The organism is Caballeronia sp. SBC1, assembly GCF_011493005.1.
Taxonomy (GTDB): Bacteria; Pseudomonadota; Gammaproteobacteria; order Burkholderiales; family Burkholderiaceae; genus Caballeronia.
Map to the genome: position 1 here is coordinate 1,390,313 of NZ_CP049157.1, position 20,503 is coordinate 1,410,815.

The 20,503-nt window shown below is 59.6% G+C and carries 16 protein-coding genes; 3 read left to right on the forward strand and 13 right to left on the reverse strand.

What is annotated here, in order from left to right; genetic code table 11:
- Positions 1 to 5: 5 nt before the first annotated feature.
- Positions 6 to 824, reverse strand: coding sequence for an ABC transporter substrate-binding protein (locus SBC1_RS24265; protein ID WP_165094657.1), 819 nt, complete (start codon positions 822 to 824; stop codon positions 6 to 8).
- 67 nt (positions 825 to 891) lie between these two features.
- The gene (locus SBC1_RS24270) at positions 892 to 2,214 is read right to left on the reverse strand and encodes an FAD-binding oxidoreductase (protein ID WP_165094654.1); all 1,323 of its coding nucleotides are present in this window, start codon (positions 2,212 to 2,214) and stop codon (positions 892 to 894) included.
- 138 nt (positions 2,215 to 2,352) lie between these two features.
- Between SBC1_RS24270 and SBC1_RS24275 the strand changes: the two genes are divergently transcribed.
- Positions 2,353 to 3,270, forward strand: coding sequence for a LysR substrate-binding domain-containing protein (locus SBC1_RS24275; protein WP_165094649.1), 918 nt, complete (start codon positions 2,353 to 2,355; stop codon positions 3,268 to 3,270).
- Between the two features lie 186 nt (positions 3,271 to 3,456).
- Here the strand turns inward: SBC1_RS24275 and maiA are convergent, their stop codons facing one another.
- The 3 genes from maiA to SBC1_RS24290 form a co-directional block, all read right to left on the reverse strand.
- Positions 3,457 to 4,119 carry a maleylacetoacetate isomerase gene (maiA, locus tag SBC1_RS24280; protein WP_165094644.1) on the reverse strand — a complete coding sequence of 221 codons (663 nt, stop codon included), beginning with the start codon at positions 4,117 to 4,119 and terminating at the stop codon, positions 3,457 to 3,459.
- A gap of 212 nt (positions 4,120 to 4,331) precedes the next feature.
- Entirely contained in the window at positions 4,332 to 4,595 is a 264-nt protein-coding gene (locus tag SBC1_RS24285; protein WP_165094639.1) for a hypothetical protein, read from the reverse strand.
- 305 nt (positions 4,596 to 4,900) lie between these two features.
- A complete protein-coding gene (locus tag SBC1_RS24290) occupies positions 4,901 to 6,370 on the reverse strand; it encodes an MATE family efflux transporter (protein ID WP_165094636.1) in 1,470 nt (489 codons plus the stop codon).
- Positions 6,371 to 6,713: 343 nt separating this feature from the next.
- Between SBC1_RS24290 and SBC1_RS24295 the strand changes: the two genes are divergently transcribed.
- Positions 6,714 to 7,118, forward strand: coding sequence for a DUF3597 domain-containing protein (locus tag SBC1_RS24295; protein WP_165094633.1), 405 nt, complete (start codon positions 6,714 to 6,716; stop codon positions 7,116 to 7,118).
- A gap of 125 nt (positions 7,119 to 7,243) precedes the next feature.
- Here SBC1_RS24295 and SBC1_RS24300 read toward each other — a convergent pair whose 3' ends face one another.
- From SBC1_RS24300 to SBC1_RS24335, 8 genes are all read right to left on the reverse strand, one after another.
- The gene (locus SBC1_RS24300) at positions 7,244 to 8,323 is read right to left on the reverse strand and encodes a carotenoid 1,2-hydratase (protein WP_241202290.1); all 1,080 of its coding nucleotides are present in this window, start codon (positions 8,321 to 8,323) and stop codon (positions 7,244 to 7,246) included.
- A gap of 44 nt (positions 8,324 to 8,367) precedes the next feature.
- Positions 8,368 to 10,938 (reverse strand): FtsX-like permease family protein, encoded by a 2,571-nt coding sequence (locus tag SBC1_RS24305; RefSeq protein WP_241202207.1) that lies wholly within the window; start codon positions 10,936 to 10,938, stop codon positions 8,368 to 8,370.
- Positions 10,935 to 11,642, reverse strand: coding sequence for an ABC transporter ATP-binding protein (locus SBC1_RS24310; RefSeq protein ID WP_165094622.1), 708 nt, complete (start codon positions 11,640 to 11,642; stop codon positions 10,935 to 10,937). Before SBC1_RS24310 ends, SBC1_RS24305 begins: the two co-directional genes overlap by 4 nt.
- 132 nt (positions 11,643 to 11,774) lie before the next feature.
- Complete coding sequence (locus SBC1_RS24315; protein ID WP_165101232.1) at positions 11,775 to 12,566, reverse strand: class I SAM-dependent methyltransferase; 792 nt, start codon at positions 12,564 to 12,566, stop codon at positions 11,775 to 11,777.
- 164 nt (positions 12,567 to 12,730) lie between these two features.
- Complete coding sequence (locus tag SBC1_RS24320) at positions 12,731 to 15,037, reverse strand: LPS-assembly protein LptD (RefSeq protein WP_165094618.1); 2,307 nt, start codon at positions 15,035 to 15,037, stop codon at positions 12,731 to 12,733.
- Positions 15,038 to 15,079: 42 nt separating this feature from the next.
- Positions 15,080 to 17,413: an outer membrane protein assembly factor BamA gene (gene bamA, locus SBC1_RS24325; protein WP_165094615.1), complete on the reverse strand. Its 2,334-nt coding sequence runs from the start codon at positions 17,411 to 17,413 to the stop codon at positions 15,080 to 15,082.
- Between the two features lie 133 nt (positions 17,414 to 17,546).
- Entirely contained in the window at positions 17,547 to 18,005 is a 459-nt protein-coding gene (locus SBC1_RS24330) for a hypothetical protein (protein ID WP_165094600.1), read from the reverse strand.
- A 155-nt stretch (positions 18,006 to 18,160) separates the two neighbouring features.
- Positions 18,161 to 18,331: a hypothetical protein gene (locus SBC1_RS24335; RefSeq protein WP_165094594.1), complete on the reverse strand. Its 171-nt coding sequence runs from the start codon at positions 18,329 to 18,331 to the stop codon at positions 18,161 to 18,163.
- 901 nt (positions 18,332 to 19,232) lie between these two features.
- Between SBC1_RS24335 and SBC1_RS24340 the strand changes: the two genes are divergently transcribed.
- Entirely contained in the window at positions 19,233 to 20,369 is a 1,137-nt protein-coding gene (locus SBC1_RS24340) for a porin (RefSeq protein ID WP_165094579.1), read from the forward strand.
- Positions 20,370 to 20,503 lie beyond the last annotated feature (134 nt).

The following is a 20,503-nucleotide window of genomic DNA, read 5'->3' on the forward strand; positions in this document are numbered from 1 at the left end:
AAAGTTCAGCTACCGGTTTTCATCTCGTACGGCGGCAGGCTGGCAGGCTTCGGATAACCCGGATGGAACTGCGTATAGAGCTTCATCCAGGTGCCGTCGGCTACAAGCTCGTTAAGCGTCTTGTTGACCGCCGCCTCGAGCTTGGCGTTGCCTTTGCGTATCGGAAAACCGGCTGGCAGGTTGATCGCGGAAATATCCAGCCGGTCGGCAAGGTTCAACTGCGGGTACTTGCTTTGCAGGCCGTCGACGAGCGATTTATCGATGAAGAAACCATCAATGTATTTCGAGCGCAGGGAGAGAAAGCCTGCGTTCACGTTAGGGAAACGCACAATCTGCGCGCCGGGCAAGTAGCTGTCCGAATACGTATCTTCAATCGTACCTTGCACCACTCCAATACGCTTGCCCTTGACCGACGCCTTGTCACTTGTGATCGCGCTGTCGGGCAAGGTCGTTACGCTAAGCAGCCCGGTAAGATAACCCTCGGAGAAATCGACCATCTTCAGCCGGTCTGTCGTGATCGATATTGATCCGGCGGCGAGATCGATCTGCTGGTTCGACACGCTCGGCAGCAAACCGCTGAAGTCCTGCGCACGGAAGTCGACGCTCAATCCCAGCTTCGCGCCAACCGCGCGCAGCAACTCCACGTCAAAGCCGGTCATCTTGCCGTTATCGATGTAGGAATAGGGCTTGTTGTTGGCGTCGACGCCTGCCATCAGCTTGCCCGGTGCAAGCGTGCCGAGGTCGTCGGCATGGGCGCTTGTGGCGGCCATCAGCGAGAAGGAGGCGACGATGGAAACGAGGCTGAGAAAGTGTCGAAACCGCATGATGTTGCTCCAGGGAAACCAGCGATGAATTGAAAATACAACGGGTCGATGCAGCGACTACCAGGGGTCAGGACAACGCGCCGCGCACGCGTCCGTTCCAGCAGTCGTCGAGCTGATAGAGCACGGCGCCCACCGGCACGCTCAGGCTGCGCGCGATGCCGCCCGGACTCAGCGGAAACGGGCCTTCGCCGAACGCACCGGGTGCGGTGTCGGGGCCTGATAGTGTTCTCGCAATGCGCTGCCCGAGGTAAGTCATCAAGGCGACGCCATTGCCGTTGCAGCCGAGTGCGTAAAACACGCCGTCGTGCTCGCCGATATGCGCGAGCTTGTCACCGGTCATGGCAACGTATCCCTTCCATGCATGCGTGATGCGCACGTCGCGCAGTGCGGGCCAGAGCTGCACCATCTTCGCGTGCAGGATGCGGGCGGCCTCGCGTTCGCCGACTTCGCGAAACGACGGTCGCGAGCCGAACAGCATGCGCGTGCCGTCGGGAGAAGGCCGCGTGTAAAACAGATTGCGCTTGGAGTCGCTGATCATGCGGCGGCCCGGATTCAATACATCCATGAGTCCCGGCGGCAGCGGTTCCGTGGCTATCTGATAACTCGCCACCGGCAGCACGCGACGCGATAAAAAGGGCGACAGGTTTCCCGTATAACCGTTGGTCGCGACCAGCACCCGCTTAGCATCGACCTTGCCACGCGCTGTGTGGACAGCGAAGCGCGCGCCCGTCCGTTCAATTCGTTCCACTGCCGCGTGCGAATGCAGGCTTGCGCCGCACCGCCGCGCAAGCTCGCGTAGCGCGCGGTGATATTTCGCCGTATGCAGGCCGCCGTATTCATCCACAAGAATGCCGCCGTAGTAGTAGTCCGACCCGACTACCGCGCGTTGCTTTGCACGTGTCACCACGTGCACGGTCACGCCGGTTTTCTCTCTGAGCAACTCACCTTGCTTGCGCAGGCGCTCGAAATGACCGGGGGTGAACGCGCCGAAAAAGCGGCCTGTTATCTGCAGATCGGCGTCGAGCGATTCGTCTGCTATAAGGCGCTTGAGATAATCGAAACTCGCCGCGGATTCCGCCATCAGGCGGACCAGCCGTTCCGCCGATACTCCGCGAATAGCGTCGGTCAGCGCAAGTTTCTGCCCACTCGACACCATGCCGCCGCTGCGCGTGCTGCCGCCTGCGCCGATCTCGGCGGCATCCAGCACAGCCACCGACGTACCTTGCCGCGCCGCTTCAACCGCCGCCGATAACCCGCAATAGCCGCTCCCCACGATCACCAGATCCACGCTTGACGGCAGGGCGACGCGCGACGTTTCGGGCGGCGCTGCGTCCCACCAATACGGTGCGATGCGGAAGTCATCGTGGAAAAGCAGTGCGTCGGCTCGCATGGTTGGCTGGCAGTGACTAGTTGCAATCAGTCTAGGAGCGGTTCTTTCATCCGGTCAAATACGGCCAAAAACGTCTTCTATTCATTTTTGATATGACAAGCTTCATGTGGACCGGGAAAATGCAGAGGAGGGAAAGACATGAACCAGAAGCAAATCGAAGCGTTCAGGCTGGTGATGCTGCGCGGATCGATGACTGCAGCGGCTGAAGAACTCGGCACGTCGCAGCCCAGCATCAGCCGCTTGATTGCGGAGCTGGAGGCGTCGACGGGACTGGCGCTTTTCACACGCAACGGAGGCCGGATCCAGGCCACCGATGCGGGCACCGCGTTCTATCGAGAGGTCGACCGTAGCTTCGTGGGACTCGAAAAGCTCGGGCATTCCGCGCGGGAGATCCGCCAGTTCGGCAGTGGCCGGCTGCGTCTGGTAGCGGCTCCAGTGCTGGCGTTATCGTTCGTACCCCTTGTGATCGAGCGCTTTCTTGCGGCGTATCCGCGCATTGCTGTGTCGCTGGAAATGCGCAGTGAAGGCACGATCCAGCGCTGGGCATCGTCGGCCTATTGCGATGTTGGTTTTGCCACCACTACACCCGATGCATTCGGTGTGACCAGCGCGGAGTTGTATCGGCTGGCCGGGGTCTGCGCGCTGCCCGCCAAACATCCGCTCACCGCGCGCAAGCGCATTCATGCGCGTGACTTGAGGGATCAGAGCCTCATCCTGCCGTCCTACGCCGACGACACCCGCTCGTCGCTCGACCGCGCGTTGCGGCAGGCTGGGGTGAACCAGGTACCGGTGATCGAGACGCCTTACGGCGCGACTATTTGCGCCATGGTCGCGCGTGGCCTGGGAGTGGGCGTGGTGAATCCGTTGGCTACTTCCGATACCAATCCGGCGCGCATTGTGTTCCGGCCGTTCTCGCCGGACGTCATGTTTCGCGGTTTCACGGTCTGTCCTCAACTACAGCATCCGAATCCGCTAGTGAAGGCGTTCCTTGATCTCACCTACGAAACGATGGCCATTGAAGCGGCCCGTTTACAAAGTTTCGCCGCAACTGTCTGACCTATTCCAATTGGGTGTTTCCGCGATTCGCCTCGACGCTTGATATTTTGTATCCGAAGGGACTCTGACCAAGGACCGCACGACGGCCAGACAAGTAGGACGAGCCGTCACCGAATACAAGAAGCAACGTGCGGCGGCCAAGATCCGTAAGCCGCCGCAAGCCACTTCATTTCCATGACGAACGCCTTACCCCGGTGCCCCTGCTTGCCGCTTGGGATCGGCTTTCATAAATGCCGGATGCTGGTCACACGCGGTCATGATCCGGTCGATAGTCGGTACATCAGGGATCGAGATCTTGAACACGCGCGTCACCGCGACAATGCTGGCGAGGCAAATATCCGCCATGGTGGGTTCATCGCCATGACAGAACTGGCGCGTATCCGGCGCGCCAGCCAGACGTTCTTCGACCGCAGAAAGCCCCGCACCGAGCCACTGGATTTGCCATGCGCGCCATGCGGCGTCGTCGAATCCGCCCTTTGTCTGAAGATACTTTTTCACGCGCGGCACGACCAGCGGATGGGTATCGGCGGTACACATGGATGCAATGGAGCGTACTCGTGCGCGACCGTATAAATCGCTTGGCAACAAGGGCGGCGAGGGCTTCAGCTCGTCGAGGAATTCGAGGATGGCCAGAGATTGTGTCAGCGGTTCATGCCCTTCTTCAACCAATGCGGGAATGGACCCTAGCGGGCTGATTTTCAGGAATTCGGGGCTGCGTTGCTCGCCTGCGTCGAGATCGATGTTTTGTTCGTGCGCGCTCAGGCCCTTCAAATTAAGGGCGACACGAACGCGAAACGCGGCGGACGAGCGCCAGAACGCGAAGAGTTCGAATTGCGCTTGCTGTGACATGACGATCTTCCTTCTTGGTGAACGATACAGGACGGTAGCGGCGGCGTTGGCTAGTTCAACGGCTCTTAACTATGCATCAAAGTGCTCAGCTTGCGTTCAAAGCTTGAAGGTCAAGCATGTCAGAAAGGTAGGAGATCCACAAACACCGATGCCCGGCGAACCTGAGTTCGCCGGACATCGGCTTCCCGCTAAGCGCCAAACTTCGGCTTTGATCAGTTGCGCGAGTTGAGCGAACCGGTGTCGTTCGCTTGAACGCGCTTGCCGGATTGCGCGGCAGTACTTTGCACTCCACCGTAAGCGCTTGTATCGGCACTTTCCGCTGCAATGGTTTGCGCGCTTTGGCCGCGTTGCGAAGAGGGCGCCCCAACCTGCGGGTTATACGACGGTGCCGGACCATAACCGCTGCTGGCGAATGCAGGTGCTGCAAAGGCGACGGAAACGGCGACTAACAATGATGCAATAAGGGTCTTGTTCATGATGCGCTCCGATGCGTATTAGTGGCTCAGTGACTTCATTTCATGGGCTACGCAGCGGTCCGGCCGGTTGGTGCGCTGCGTCGATGGAATGGAGTATATGCGCGCACTATCGAAATATTGTACCGATAGAGGGGAATAGTGATTCCGCGCTAGACGAACAATCGGATGCAGCCGGCTTAGCAGAATTTGCTAAGGAAATAGGGCGTGATAACGCCAATGAGTGAAGCTGGATCGGGCCAGAACGCTAAGAGAAAACGCTAAGCGGCTTAGGTGACTTAGACGCCTTAAAAGTAGCTCGCAAGCGCCTAGCCACCTTGGACAGGCAGTTCCTTTAACTCCACGTCCGGCGCCATGGTATTTCCTGCGGCAGCGGCAGGGACATTGACGGATGACTGCTCAAGCAGGTTGCTGCCCTTGCTCGCCAGCGCGGCGCAATCGCCCATTGGCAAGCGCTTGACCACTACGTAAGCCACCAGCATGGCCATCGTGCCGAAGATCGCGTTGCCGGCGGCCTGTCCGATCATCACGCCCACCGGTCCATGCTGCATCCCGGCTGCGACGAACGGCACGGTGCCAATAGTCGCGCGCCCCCAGTTGAACAGAGTCGACAACAATGGCCGATCGAGATTGTTGAAGGTCGCGTTCGCCACGAACTGGCAGCCAACGAACGCATAGCTTGCCACTAGCCACGAACAGAACGCTGTGATGATGACGGCTGTGTCGCCGCGGGCCGAGAACGCGCGGATCAGGCCACCCTGAGCCAGCGCCAGCACGACCCACGCAACCGCGACCGTCAGCAGCACGAACACCAGGCTGTTGCGGACAGTTTCACGAATCCGGTCCGCGCGGCCCGCGCCGAGATTCTGGGCGATGATCGGACCGACGGCGCCGGTCAGCGCATAGATCACCGCGAAGGCCACGGGCGTGATGCGGTCGATGGTGGCTTGCCCCGCCACGGCGGCAGCGCCGAAATGCGCCATTGCATGGGTGACGTATGCACTGGCAACGGGCGTGGCGAGGTTGGTCAGCACAGCGGGCAGCGCGACCTTCATGACCGGCTGGCTGTTGGACCACAGGCGTGCAAAGCGCACACGGGCAATGAGATCGTTGACCCGGGTTGCACCATAGAGGCCGACAAGCGCGAGCGCGATGCGCGCAATATCGTTCGATATGGCCGCACCCGTCAGCCCGAGATGAAAGCCGAAGATCAGGATCGGATCGAGGATCGCGGTCACCACTGCTGCGGTCAGCGTGACGGTCATCGCGCGTCGGGCATCGCCGACAGAACGCATCAGCGCAGCCGTACACATGCCGACAGCGAGGAACACATACGTGGGCGCGGTGATCAGCAGGAAGCTGCGGGTCAGCGCGCGCGTTTCGCCGGCTGCGCCGAGTGCGTTGAGGATCGGGTCGAGGAAGAGCAGCGTGGCGGCGCTCAAGATGAGCGTGATGAGGATCATCAGCACGAGACTCGCCGACGCAACTTGCCGCGCTTTGGTCCGCTGGCCCGCACCAAGAAGCCGCGCAACGGTTGCGCTGACGCCAATGGTCATGCCGATGGAAATAGCGGTGTGGAAGAAGTTGATGGTCCCGGCGAATCCGACTGCCGCGGCAACCGATGTGTCGCCGAGCAGCGATACGTAGAAGAGATTGGCCAGATCGACTGCGAACACAGCCATCAATCCAATCGCCCCGGTTCCCGCCATGACCACGACATGCCGCAAGGTCGAGCCGTGTACGAAGCGAGCGGAGTCAACGTGGCGTTTTGATGTCATGGCGGAGCATGGGGTGGTGGTTGGCGAATCATCGCATGAATGATCTTTGTTTCCCCGGGCGCAAGGATGATCGTCCAATGTCGCTCAATCAGGAGAAACGAACGTGGTGTTATACGCATGTTGTGGGAACAGTATCTTGAGCGCGTTGCGGCTTCTCCATGTCAAGGCATTTTCAAGATGATCGATCGCCTACAATGTTCTTGCAGCCGTGCGCCAGACTCGCGACATGACATTGATTGTTTCGGGAATGTGACTTGCACGGCGGCTTCATGAAGCGGCGAACGCGCTGCTTCACAACGTCATTGACCACATCATTGACTACGTCGACCAAGGGATAAACACCATGAGCATTTTCGGCACGATCCTAAGCAAGATCTTCCCTTCAAGCCACCCCGCGAATACAGCGCCCGCCGATCCGGCCGCGCCTCCTGCGGCAGACCCAACCGCGGCGCCCGACGCCGCTGCAGCACCGGCTGCGGCACCAGCAGAACCGGTGGATGTCGAAGCAGTCCTGACCGACATGCAGGCGAATACGTCGGAGCAATTGAACTGGAGGACATCGATTGTCGATCTGATGAAATTGCTCGGCCTCGACAGCAGCTTCGCCGCTCGCAAGGAACTGGCCGGCGAGCTGCACTATACGGGCGACACGAACGATTCCGCATCGATGAACATCTGGTTGCATAAAGCCGTGATGGAGCAGCTTGCGGCCAATGGCGGGAAAGTGCCGGACAGCTTGAAGGGCTAAGCTTCGCGTCGCCCGTGCGGCGACGGCTGGCACGCCTACGCAGTTAGTGGTTGTATCGCAAGGCGGTTAGGTGTGCCAGCATGATCCGGCGTCATGCTGCTGTCACGTGGTTTGCCATGGTTTGATTACCTCTCCAGCTTCAGCGCCTTCCCATATCCCGTCAGTTCCAGATAACCGTGACCTAGCGTTTTACCGTCACGACTCACCCATACTGCTCCCTCCCAATACACCGCGCCAGTCGACTGGCTGGAGTCGAGTTCCTGATCGTCCATCAATGGATCGAGCTGCCACGTAAGCGCGCCGGTCCTGACCGTCTCCGATACCGGATAAGACGTGCCGGTGCGCGGTGAACGCCATGTCCTGCGCGGCGCGAAGTCGACTTGATTTCCATCGAAGGCAGTCGTATGTCCGCTTGCATCGCGAAGCGCTGCGTGTGACCACACGCTCCCGCCATTTTGGCCGCGCACCTTGAATGCCATCAGCGCCGATCCGTCCGATAAATTGGCGCCTAGCCAGTCCCATCCCGTGGCATCGCTGCTAAGCACGGTGCTCGACCATTCGTGATCCAGCCACGCCGAACCGGTAACAGCCGCGCTCAGGCCGGCCTTGCCGTTCACGTTGGCAACGCGCGTAACCTTGCCGCTCACGCGCAGTTGCGGTTCGCTGTAGTAGTAGCTCGCTTGTGCGGCTAGCGGACCTTTGCGCGAGTAACCGTTGTCGCCCTGAAGCAGTGGTTCCTGAGTCGGTGTGAGCGACAGGTTCAGCGTGAAATCGGCGGCATTCACTGTGACGGTGTAGTGACCATCGGCGGCACGCGCGAGGTGCCAGGCGTCGAGCTTGACGTCGGTGTTATCGGTCTTCGCATAAGCAAGACCAAAACCCTGACGCGCAATCTTCTGATCGTGCGCGAGTCGTCCCAGTGAAGGATCGCTAAGTGCCGCATGAGCGATGATCAATTGCGACGGCGCGAACGCGCCCGGGTCCGCGGGATCGTGTCCGGTCGCCGAGCGAAAGAACGTGATCTGGAAACCGAGCGGCTTGCCATCCGGTTGATTGAGCCAACCCGTGGCATACCACCACTCCGTGCGAAAGGCCGGATGCGCACCTGTGTCTTGCGGGAAAACAAGCGGATGATCCGGCGTGACAGGGGCGAACTCGGCGGCCACGGAAGTCAGGCTGATCAGACAGCAAGCACACGCCATCATGGCCCATCGCCAAGCTTGATTCAGGGAGCCTGGAAGACCACGCATCACCAGTCCTCCTTGACCGCGCGCACGGCATCGAGCGACACCGCCTTGCGTCCCGCAATCACCGCTGTTGCACACGACGAGATCAGCATGACAAAGGCCACCGTGCTCACCACATGCCATGGGATATGCATCGACATGCTCCAGTGGAACGACTGCGGATTAACGACAAACACCAGGATGAGGCTGATCGCCCAGCCAAGTATGAAGCCGACCGCAATGCCGAGCGCGGTCAGCATGCCGGCTTCCGCCGCGAGGATTGCGAGCACTTGACGACGCGTCACGCCGACGTGCCGCAACATGCCGAACTCGCGCGCACGAGCGAGTGTTTGCGCGGAGAACGTGGCCGCCACGCCGAACAGCCCGATCACAATGGCCACCGCTTCCAGCAGGTAGGTCACCGCGAAGCTCCGGTCGAAAATGGTCAGGGTCCGCGCGCGGATATCGCCCGGTTCGGCGAACTCCATCGCGGCGCCGAAGGGCAGTTTGCGCAGGTTCGCGATGACACCTTCCACACTTGCGCCACGGTCTACGGTGATGGCGGCGTCGGTGGCGCCCGTGTCTCCCGTGAGGCGCCGATAGTCTGCCAGCCGCAACTGGATCGCGCCCGTTTGCCGCGCGTAATCGCGCCACACGCCGGCTACGACGAACGTCCCGCCTTGTGTACCGATAGACAACTTGAGCCGTTGCCCCAGTCTGTATCGATACAAGTCGACCATCGCTTCCGAGACCCATATGGGCGTCTCGCCATTCTGCAGGGTGGATGGTGGAAGCACCGGGCCAGTCATCTGCATGACGCCGCCCGGGTCGGCTGCATCGATGTCACGCGCGAGCAGCGCCACGGCGGGACGTGCAGGGTCGAGCGTGAGATGCGACGTGCGGGTGAACGCGGCATGCCTGATGCCGGGCGTCGCGGCGATTGCCGTTTGTTCACCGGGGCTCAGGCTCGCGGTGTCGCCATTGGCCGCGACTCGAACATACAGATCCGCCGAAAGGAGATGGGTCAGCCATTCATCGACCGATACACGGAAACTCGCGACCATGATCGCCATTGCGACAATCAGCGCAAAGCTGGACAGAACCCCGCCCATGGCGATCGATGCCTGGCCGGGTGCATTGGCAAGCCGGGCAAGCGCCAGCGTCGTGACGGCGCGCGTACGGCGTTGCGCGCGCCATCGGCTCAGCCCGGTGAACACAATCGCCGTGCAACGCGGCATCAACGCGATACCACCCACCAGCAGCAACGCGACGGCGAGATAACCGAGAACGGGGATATCGAATAACGGCGGCAGGAGCGCCAGTATTCCCGCGACCGCGAGGCAAAGCACAGCGGGCCAGGGCGTCGCCAGCCGCGCCAGCGAGCCTTCTTCGCTGCCGGCTTTGAGCGCAGCCGCCGGCCGTGCGCGGGCCGCCTCCAGCGCCGGGGCGAGACTGCCGAGCACGGACACGCCGATACCCAACGCAAGAAATATGGCGCTCGCAATGGGCTCGAAACTGACGTGAGGCTGCACGCCCGGAAAGTAGCCGCCGCCCAGATCGCTGCCGAAGAAACGCAGTGCCATGCTTGACAGCGCATAGCCCAGTGCGAGGCCGAGCATGGAGCCGAGCACGCCAAGCAACGCGCCTTCCCTCAGGATCTGGCGTAGAAGCTGGCCACGCGTATAGCCCAATACGCGAAGCATCGCGAACTGCGCGCGGCGTCGCACAACCGCCAGCGCTTGCGTTGAAAACACCAGGAACGCGCCGGTGAAAAGCGCCACCAGCGCGAGCACGTTCATGTTGATGCGATAAGCGCGCGAGAGGCGGTCGGTGCGGTTTTCATCGTCGCGTGTTTCGGCTACAACCAGTTGATTACCAAGCCGCTCTTGCAACTCGCGTTTGAAGCGTTCCCGATCGACGCCGCGTTGCAGTTGCAAGTCGATGCGCGAGAGTTTTCCTTCAAGTCTGAAACGCCACTGGGCGGCGGCGATATCCATTACCGCAATGCGTTGTCCCGGCCGCGTCCTGACCAAACCACCGGCCACCCGAAAACGAATAATCGATGTACCGCTAAGCAGCGCGACGTGGTCACCGGGCGCCGCGTGAAGCCACTGTTGCGCAGCGGGTGAGAGGAAGATGGCGTCGTCGGAAAGGGTATCGAGCGGACGCTGTGCGGACGGCACGCCGACCAGTTCCGGTGTGATGCGGCTCGCCCTGAAAACGTCGATGCCAAGCACTTTCAACGCAGCCGTCTGGCCCGGCACGGTCACGTCCAGATCCAGAACGGGGCTGGCCATAGCTACGCCTCGCGTTGTTGCGAGCCGCGGGTACCAGTTTTCATCGAAGGTAGGCTGTGCGCCGCGGACCTGCAAGTCGGCCTCGCCGGAAAGACTCTTGGCTGCTGCGGAAAACTCGTTGAATGCAGCACTGTTGATGAGTTGCACGGCGTATCCGAGCGCCACGCCCAGCGCGATAGTTGCTATAGCCACAATCGCTCTGGCCGGATGACTTCGCCACTCCGCGCCGAGCAGCCAGCGTGCGAGTAGCCGGCCGCCTGCAATGCGCTGCGAGGGTTCTGTCGCGGGTCCGCTCACTGACGTTCACCAGCGGACTGCGCGGGTTGCGTCGCATGCAGGCCGTGCTCGCTCAGAACGAGTATCCGGTCCGCGCTTGCTGCTGCCGCCATGGAGTGCGTGACCATGATGGCAGCAGCGCCGTTCGCCTTGATCTCCGCGCGGAATAACAAGAGCACTTCGTGCGCGGTCTCAGGGTCCAGGTTGCCGGTTGGTTCGTCAGCCAGGATCAGCGTGGGCCGATGCACAAGCGCGCGAGCGATTGCTACACGCTGCAGCTCCCCACCCGATAGCTGCCGTGGGAAGTCGTCACCACGGCCACCCAAGCCAACGGCTTCCAGCAAGTCGAGCGCGCGGGCCGGTGGCGTGTCGTTGAGCAATAGCGGCAGCGCGACATTTTGAACCAGCGTGAGATGGGGCAGGACGTGAAATGCCTGGAAGACAAAGCCGAGCTTTTGGCGCCGAAGGCGAGTGGCTGCGTTATCGTCGAGACTGGAAATTGCCGTGCCGTCGATCAGCACTTCGCCGCTGTCGGCTTGATCGAGGCCCGCGATCAGGTTCAAAAGCGTCGACTTGCCGACGCCCGAATCACCCATGATCGCGACGAATTCCCCGGGATCGAGCGTGAAGTCGAGGCTTGCCAGCAGCACGCGGCCAGCGCCGTATGCCTTACTCAAGCCGCGACATTCAAGCGCGGGGGGAACACCGTTATTGCTAAAAGTCATGAGGATCGGGTTGTCAGTGAGTTGAACTGGCTTGAGGTCCTCCACTGTGACAGAGAAGTGCTGCACGCGTGCAAGGTACGCCCAAGGCAGACCACTCCTCAAGCGTTCAATTCCGCCAACCCTGACCTCCCTTTAGCGTGCGAGCTTCTCGACATGAAACGCCGCCGTCTCGTAAGGAACCGTGACCACGTCCTTACCCGCGAGCAGCGGTTCACCCGCGATCAACGCCTTGACCTCGTTATCGATCTTCTCGCGCTCGTCGGCGCCCAGCGCGGCAACAAAGCTTGTGGAGCGCACTCTGTTCAGGATCACGTCATCGGGTGAGCCGGTATGACCGACGCTGAAATGGTGTTCATTGAGCGGGCCAAAACCGTCGAAGGGAAACGCGGCTCGCCACGCACCCGTGTAATAACGCGGCGTATCGCCTTCGACCCGATTCACGATCGCGTCGAGCCGGGCGACCCACGGAACATTGGCATCGCGCAAATTCCAGATCAGGCCGAGCTTGCCACCCGGTTTCAAGACCCGAAGAATTTCCGTAAGCGCGGCGTGGGTCGAGAACCAATGGAATGATTGCGCGCAGACCACTGCATCAACCGATGCATCAGGAAGCGGGATCGAATCGGCCGTGCCGGCGTATGTCTCCACTTGCGGGAGCGCTGCGGACAACTTGCCGAGCATCGCGGCCACGGGCTCGACCGCGATCACCTTGGCGCCCGTGCCGATCAAACGCGGCGTAAATTTTCCCGTGCCCGCGCCGAGATCCACAACGGTCGTTCCGGCGCGAAGCCCGAGCTGATCACGTAACCAGTCCGCGATCTCCGGCGGATAGTCCGGCCGGCCGCGCACATAAGTGTCCGCCGTTTCTGTTGTCGCGTATCCGTCTGCCGCGGCGTGATGCACGCCCTGTATTGCCTTGTTCATCATGCACTCCTGCTTGCTGGATTTATCTCGTTCGATAACCCCGTACGACGTCACGTCTGATCGATCCCCGTGCAGCGCCGTCCGGAAACTGGAGACAGGATAAGCAATCGCGGCGTGAATTGCCATGCGTGCCAACATCATTTCAGCATGGCCATGGTCCATTGTTATTCGTAGTTCGAGAACCGCGACTCGGGCTCAGGCGGCGCAGGCAATGGCGTATAGCCTGGAATGCTTGCCCGGAATTGCTCGGCCAATCCGTTGTCGATCTTCGTCAGTCCCTTTAGCTGAAGCTGCAACAGGACGCGAGTAGCGCTGCTGGAGGCAGTCGTCGACGTGGAAATATTCGTATATTTTTGCACTGCAAAGCTGAGCGCCCAGCAATCAGCGTCGTACTGAATGCCGAGCAATCCCGCCACCAGACGATGAGCGACCATGTCGTAGTTGGCCTGGCCGACCGCGTAAAGCTTGCGGCTGAGCGGCCATTGACCGGAGGCCACGATCTGGTTTTCTGCCTCGTTGTCCAGGTCCTCATCGGCACGGGTATATCGGTAAGCAAGACTGACTACTTCCCTATCTCCTGGTTTCCAGGTGAAGCCGGAGGTACCCTGGTCAAGCTGGTTGCGTTGCTCGTCATACTGGACCGCTTGCTCGGTCGTAAAGCCCGGGCCTATCTTGAGCGATGCCCCGACAATGACGTCGCTGCCGCGAATGTCGGTCACGGCCGCACCCGGATCCAGCGTCACTTGCGGATTGGTGAAATAGTATTGTTGCGCCACAACGAAGCGGGCTCGTTCATCACCGGTCGCCTGGTTGATGAAGCGGGTCGTAATGGCAGCCGTGACACGGTTCAGGTCCGCAACACGGTCGCCGCCAACGAAGGTGTTGTCGGTGAAAATCTGGGCCAGTCCAAAGTCCTCCTCGCCTGTGTCGAAGACTGGTGCGAACGTCTGGTTCCGGTAGGGTGTATAGACGTAGTACAGCCGCGGTTCCAGCGTCTGGATATAGTCGGTTCCGAACAGGCGAATGCTGCGTTCGAATATGAGCCCCGAGTCCACGCTGAGTGTGGGCACATTGAACGAAAAGCTCTTCGGCTGTCCCGTTGGCGCCGTGCTTCCGATCGAGGACAGGTCATAGGCCACGTAATGCCACTGAACCTTTGGCGTGATGAACCATCCGGGTCCGGACAACGGATAGCTGACGTAGGGATTGAACGTGAAACGGCTGCCTTCCGTGGAGTCCGCCGTGGAAATGGTGAAGCGCGTGGCGTCAGCCTCGGCGCCGAAATCAAATCCCCCTGCGTTGTACTGATTGTATTTAACGTCCACTTCGGGCGCACGATTGTAGGGCGGCGCCGTACTGAACGATTGCCAGCGCTGCACCCGCGCCACCACCGACCATGGACCGTTGTTGTACGTTACCCCGGCCTCCTGCTGGAAGATGTCCTGCCCATTGACCAGCGACGCGGTATTCGAAGCCAGGTCCGTTGTGACGTTGACGTCCGACACCTGTGAATAGTTAACATAGGCAGCCAACCCGCCGCCGAAGTTCTGGTTGTGCACGATGTTGATCGAATAACGGTTGGTCTTGGTCAGGGCGTCGTCGGGCAGATAGGCAATGGTCACCGAACCCGAATAGGTAGGCGACAAATAGCGGTAATTCGTTGTCAGCATGGCGCCGCGTTTGGACATGTAGCGCGGTGTCACCGTCAGGTCGTAGTTCGGCGCAATATTGAAATAATACGGGACGGTGAGGTCGAATCCATTCGTCGAACTCAGCGAGAAAGTTGGCGGTAGAAAGCCGCTCTGGCGAGCGTTGGACAACGGAAACGACAACCACGGACTCGCGAAGATGGGCACGCCCTGGAAGAACAGCACGCCATTGTGAGCAACGCCTTCGTTCGACCCTTGGTCCATGTCAAAACTTGCCGCCTTGAGGTACCAGGCCGGATCGGTTTCGCACTGGCACGCGGTGTACGTGCCGTGATGTATGACTGAACGTTCGTTGTCGATCAGGTCGATGCTGTCTGCGCTACCCGAGCCACCCGTCAGATTGAAGTGATAGGTCGGCGTGGTCATGGTGCCCTCGTTGGCCTCGACATGCATATGCGCCTCGGGGCCGACAAAGACGTCGTATTTGTCGACCACGTGCACATGGCCGTAAGCATCGACCACATTACGGTCCATGTCGTAGTGAACGGCGTCGCCTTTGACAATCGTAGTGTCGCGCCGAAGCTCTCCATGGCCCTTGAGCGACATGTCGCGGTCTTCGTCGCCGTCTGCCGCATCGCCAATGCCGAATACGGCCGGAGATGTATTTGCCGGCAACGGATGCTCGGTCATTTCAGGTGCGAGTCGAAGACCCCAGGGCGGATCGATCGATTCCGCCTGAGCCGCCGCGCCGCTCAATTGCGCGCGTGCGGGCGAAGGTGTGAGGAACATGACGATCGCCGCTGCGACGGCGATCTGACGCATGCACGGCGTGAATCCAATGGGCGTATCTGCGGACGGCACGGGTTAGAACGACGTGCCGATCTGGAACTGGAACTTTTGGTATTGGTCTCCTGCGTGCCTCACGATCGGGAAACCGAGGTCCAGCTTGAGTGGCCCGATCGGGGATATCCACTCAAGTCCCGCACCATAGCTGTAGCGCAGGCCGTTGGCGCCCACGCTGCTGCCCTCGTCGCCCCAGACGTTGCCGCCGTCCACAAAGGTAAACACGCGCAGGGTCCGGTCGTATCCCGTACCCGGCAGGGGGACGGTCATTTCTATGTTCCCGACGATCATCTTTGACCCGCCGATCGGGTCGTTGGTGGTGACGTCGCGCGGTCCGAGCGAACCGGACTCGTAGCCCAGCACAGAGCCAATACCGCCTCCGTAGTAGTTCTTGAAGATCGGATAGGCGTCTCCGTGTATGCCGTGACCATAGCCCGCCTGGAAATTCAGGCCGAGAATAAACCCTCTGGCGGGTGTGTAATAGTACTGAGCCTGGACATCTGATTTGTAGTACTGGGTATTTCCTGCTGGCGTTCCCAGCTCACCGTTGGCCTGGAGAAAATAGCCCTTGCTCGGTATCAAAGCGCTGTCGCGTGCGTCGTGGGACCAGCCGACAGTCAGCGGAACGTTATTTACCACGCGTCCGAACTCAGCCACATAATCCAGGTAGCTTTGTGGCGTCGACGAGTCCGTGTTAAAGCGGTCCTGTTCGAAACCAATACCAAAATAGACCATGTCCGTTTCGGAGAAGGGTATGCCGAACTTCATATCCGCGCCTATCGATGTAATTCTAAAACTCGAGTCGCTGAAGTTGTAAAGCGGATACGTGGTCCTGTAATACATGTCAGTGATGCGCTTGATACCGTCGATCGTAAAATAGGGATCGGTTTGCGTCACCGACAAAGTCCGGTACGTCGTAGCGGTATTCACGTTCAGCGCGAGCGTTGTTCCAGAGCCGAACACGTTGTCCTGCGATACCCCGGCTGACAGCACGACCTTGTCGCTCGAATCATAGCCGGCGCCCAACGTGATCGCACCCGTTGGTTTCTCTTCCACCTTTACGTTTATGTCGACCTCGTCGGTGGTGCCGGGAACAGGGACAGTGGTTATATCCGTGTTCGTAAAATATCCGAGACGATCGATCCGCTCCTTCGAGAGCTTCACGCGGCTGCTGTCGAACCACGAGCTTTCCATCTGCCGCATTTCACGGCGTATCACCTCGTCGCGTGTGCGGGTGTTGCCTTCAATGTTCACGCGGCGCACATACACGCGCTTTCCCGGCTCGACCTGCAACGTCAACGCGACCGTATGATGAATTTGGTCGATCTCCGGCTGGGCATTGACCTGCGCGAACGCGTAGCCATACTCCCCCAGTTTGTCGACCAAGCCCTGGGTCGTGGCTTGCAATTTTTCTGCCGAGAAACGCTCGCCCGCTTGGATTGACACGAGCTTTTGCAACTCAGCGTTGCGATCGAGCAGATTGCCGCCAAGCCGTATGCTCGAAATGGTGTACGGCTCACCCTCGTGAATGGTGATCGTCAGGTACATGTCCTTCTTGTCGGGAGAGATCGACACTTGCGTGGAGTCAATATTGAACTCAAGATAACCACGGTTCAAGTAATACGAGCGCACTTTTTCCAGATCCCCTGTGAGCTTGTCCTTCGCGTAGAGGTCGTTCTTCGTGTACCAGGAGAACCAGTTAGGGGTCGATAACTGCATTTCGTCGAGTAGTGTCGACGAGCTTGCAATGTGATTGCCCAGGAAGTTGATCTGGCGGATTTTCGCGCTGGGACCTTCCGCTACCGAGAACAGGATGGATACCCGGTTACGGTCGATCGGCGTGACCGTGGTGGTCACCTCGGCAGCGTAATAACCGCGAGTCAGGTATTGGCGTTTCAGTTCCTGTTCGGCTTTGCTGACAAGTGCCTTGTCGTATGTGCTGCCCTGCGAAAGGCCGACTGAATGCAACGCCTTGGTGAGATTGTCCTTGTCGAACTCGTGGATACCGGCAAAGTCGATTGCCGACACCGCGGCACGCTCCTGTACTTTTACAATGACCACATTCCCTTGCGTCTCGACCTGGACGTTGTCGAAGAAGCCGGTTGCATAGAGGGCGCGGATGGTTTCCGACGCTTTGTCGTCCGTGAAAACATCTCCTCGTTTGAGCGGGACGTAGGCGAAGACCGAACTGGGCTCGATGCGTTGCAGTCCCTCTATCTGTATGTCCTTGATGACAAAACTGCTGGTCGCCGCATAGACGCTCGGTGCGAGGAGCAAGTTCAATGCGATGGCAACGGCTGAGTGAGCGGTGCGGAAGGTTCGGAAAGGTCGGAAAGTTCGGAAATTGAATTTCATTTGATGTACTTGACGAGCATATCGGCCCGAATGTGTTGCTTTGCTTTTGCGCGTCGTATCGGACGTGATCGGTGCCGTGCCCGGCCGGGACTTGCGTCGTCTGGCCGCTCAGGAATTGCGTTGCACTAGCCGGTTATTGCAAGGGGCCGCTCGCGTGCGCTGGAATCTGGACCAGTCGTGCTGCTGATATCAGCGCGTCGACCATGGGAGGGATCTGCTCCCGGGGAAGACAAAAGGATATGTCGGCGCCGCCTTGCAGCCGGAACGTCAGGACCAGGCTATTGCCGTTATCGATCGCGCCGAGTTCCCATCCTTCGCATCCCATCGCAAAGTTGATGTGCGGCGTTCGCTGCAGCATTCGCTCTGACTGCATGATCGCGGCGGGAAGTACGGCGAGTAGTTCGCGAAATACCGAATAATGGAACGTCAGGGTCGAGCGGTCGCTATGCACCACCATATGTTGGCCGTCGGGTTCCAGCTCGATACGCTCAATGGAAGCAACCCGCACGGACTCGGGCAGGTCATTTCTTTCGATCCCTTCTGCCCGGACCGGGCTGCGCTGGGGATCGATCTTTTCTTTCACTAATGGCATATTATGTAATCCTTATCTATTGTGTAAGGTATTGAAGGAACAGGCAACGACCCTGTGACAGGCTAGCTGCCTTGCGGTTCGTTTACTGGTGGATTAGAAAACGAGCGGGGAACTCTGTGTCTTATCCTCAAGCGAACGTTGGAGATGCCCCGGCGTTAGCGCGCGCTGCTTCGCCGCAAGGAGGCGGCATTGGTGGTGCTATCACGGAAGAAAGCAGCGCGTTCCCGGTCGGCTGACATGGCTACGAGCATTTCCGAAAACAACGGCGTTGAACTGGCTCGCAGAACCGCTGCAAGAACTTGTGCGGAAAGAATGTGTTTCATCATGGTTGCTGCCCTCGCGTGCAAGTCGCTAGACGAGTCACTAAAGTAGCTCGCTATATGACGCGGTGCGTTACGGCTTCATTACCGCATTTCTCACTGGAAATAGGGGGAGCATCGAGTGGTTGGCGGCGCGGCGTGGAAGGGTGCGATACGTGGGCTGGTCGTTCAGGCTTGTGGCTAAAGCCTTCTATCAGATTTGCCGCATGCTCCAACCACTCTTTCTCACAAGAGAAAGAAGCTCAAGGCGAGACTCATGACGCACACAGCGTTCGTGCTTGGAGACACGGTGAAATGCTTGGTGAGGAATTGGCGCAACCTGCTTAACTAGCGCAAGCGATGGGGCCAACGTCTTCGGCGCTCCCATGCTTACGTTTCATCTTGGTTTAACTATAGGTCGATCATGCTGTTGCACACTATGAACGTCAGCGCACATCAACACACGTATGCGCAGCGATGACGGTTTCTCTTCTTGCATGGAGCGCTGCTTAGCCGCGTTTTATGCATCACCCAAATGTTCCAGAATGTTCCCCTTCATGACGGCAGGGTACGCGTCGGGCTATTGATCGCGGCCCGCGTCTTGTCGGCAGCTCTACGGGAGCATTCCCGCACGCCTTTACAGAGAACGCTTTGCCGACCTACGGCAGTCACTCAGCTGCCCTGTTGGACGCAAACCATTGCGTTACTGTTTCGGCCGGGTGCAACGCTTGGTAACGATGCTTGTTGTCCGCTTCCAACAGCCCTCGCAAGACGCTGCTGTTTAATGGTGCCCGTCTGATCGACGCACGGCGACGTCGATCAGTACGCGCAGCGATGCACGTTTATCTGACGAGATCGCGGTGCTTGCAGCCCTTGGCAATGGGCCAAGCGGACCGCGTTGCTCAATCGTATTTTCGGAGAATTTGAAATGAAGAAATCCCTTCTTGCTCTCGGTGTGTTCGGCACCTTCGCCGGAGCGGCACACGCTCAGAACAGCGTGACCCTCTATGGCCTGATCGATGCGGGCATCACCTACACAAACAACCAGGACGGCAGCAAGAACGTCCAGGCAACCAGCGGCCAGGTCAACGGCAGCCGTTGGGGCCTGCGTGGCTCCGAAGACCTGGGCGGTGGTCTCAAGGCCATCTTCACGTTGGAAAATGGTTTTAATATCGACAGCGGCAAGTTAGGCCAGAACGGCCTGGAGTTTGGCCGTCAGGCGTTCGTCGGTTTGTCGAGTGACCAGGCAGGCGCCATCACCCTCGGCCGCCAGTACGACTCAATGGTTGACTACGTCGGCCCGCTCGCGCTGACCGGCACGCAGTTCGGCGGCACGCAGGCCGCTCACCCGTTCGACAATGACAACCTCGACAACTCGTTCCGCGTCAACAACTCGGTCAAGTACCAGAGCGTCAACTACGGCGGTTTCAAGTTCGGCGGCCTGTATGGCTTCTCGAACGATGCGGGCGGGTTCTCGGACAACCGTGCATACAGCCTTGGCGCGTCGTATAACTATGGTCCTTTGACCGCCGCGGCCAGCTACATGCAGCTCAAGAGCGCGGGCTCCACTTTGAACTCGTCCGGCGCGGTAACCGCCGACGCTACGTTCGCAGCGGGCCGTCAACGCACCTATGGCGGGGGCGTCAACTATGCATTCGGCGCAGCAAACGTAGGCTTCGTGTTCTCGCAGACACAGTTGAGCAACTTGACGGGTATTGGCGCGTCGGCTTCGGGTACGACAAATGGCATTGCCTTGGCAGGCGGCGGCGCGCGCTTCACCAACTATGAGGTGAACGGCCGCTACAACTTCACGCCTGCATGGACGCTGTCGGGTGCCTACACGTTCACTGACGCAAGCCTGGATGGAGTAAGCCCGAGATACAATCAGGTGACCCTCCAGACGGCGTACGCGCTGTCCAAGCGTACCGACGTTTATCTGCAAGGCGTGTATCAACATGTGAACGGTACAGGTGATTCGGGCCTGACCGCCGACATCAACGGATTGACCGCTTCATCTACCAATAGCCAGGTTGCTGCCACCATTGGTTTGCGTACCCGCTTCTAAGGGAACTTCCAAGCGAATGGATTCGGCCTTTGGCATGCTGAGCCGGAAGGCCGCGACATAGCGCGGCGCGCTTGGACGGTAGCAGTGATAAGCCGGGGAAGTCCTCCCGGCTATTTCCATTTTCAGTCCGTGCT

Bases quoted from the DNA above. Each gene is read 5' to 3' on its own strand.
- SBC1_RS24265 (WP_165094657.1), bottom strand. From the start codon at position 824: ATGCGGTTTCGACACTTTCTCAGCCTCGTTTCCATCGTCGCCTCCTTC.
- SBC1_RS24270 (WP_165094654.1), bottom strand. From the start codon at position 2,214: ATGCGAGCCGACGCACTGCTTTTCCACGATGACTTCCGCATCGCACCG.
- SBC1_RS24275 (WP_165094649.1), top strand. From the start codon at position 2,353: ATGAACCAGAAGCAAATCGAAGCGTTCAGGCTGGTGATGCTGCGCGGA.
- maiA (WP_165094644.1), bottom strand. From the start codon at position 4,119: ATGTCACAGCAAGCGCAATTCGAACTCTTCGCGTTCTGGCGCTCGTCC.
- SBC1_RS24285 (WP_165094639.1), bottom strand. From the start codon at position 4,595: ATGAACAAGACCCTTATTGCATCATTGTTAGTCGCCGTTTCCGTCGCC.
- SBC1_RS24290 (WP_165094636.1), bottom strand. From the start codon at position 6,370: ATGACATCAAAACGCCACGTTGACTCCGCTCGCTTCGTACACGGCTCG.
- SBC1_RS24295 (WP_165094633.1), top strand. From the start codon at position 6,714: ATGAGCATTTTCGGCACGATCCTAAGCAAGATCTTCCCTTCAAGCCAC.
- SBC1_RS24300 (WP_241202290.1), bottom strand. From the start codon at position 8,323: ATGATGGCGTGTGCTTGCTGTCTGATCAGCCTGACTTCCGTGGCCGCC.
- SBC1_RS24310 (WP_165094622.1), bottom strand. From the start codon at position 11,642: ATGACTTTTAGCAATAACGGTGTTCCCCCCGCGCTTGAATGTCGCGGC.
- SBC1_RS24315 (WP_165101232.1), bottom strand. From the start codon at position 12,566: ATGAACAAGGCAATACAGGGCGTGCATCACGCCGCGGCAGACGGATAC.
- SBC1_RS24320 (WP_165094618.1), bottom strand. From the start codon at position 15,037: ATGCGTCAGATCGCCGTCGCAGCGGCGATCGTCATGTTCCTCACACCT.
- bamA (WP_165094615.1), bottom strand. From the start codon at position 17,413: ATGAAATTCAATTTCCGAACTTTCCGACCTTTCCGAACCTTCCGCACC.
- SBC1_RS24330 (WP_165094600.1), bottom strand. From the start codon at position 18,005: ATGCCATTAGTGAAAGAAAAGATCGATCCCCAGCGCAGCCCGGTCCGG.
- SBC1_RS24335 (WP_165094594.1), bottom strand. From the start codon at position 18,331: ATGATGAAACACATTCTTTCCGCACAAGTTCTTGCAGCGGTTCTGCGA.
- SBC1_RS24340 (WP_165094579.1), top strand. From the start codon at position 19,233: ATGAAGAAATCCCTTCTTGCTCTCGGTGTGTTCGGCACCTTCGCCGGA.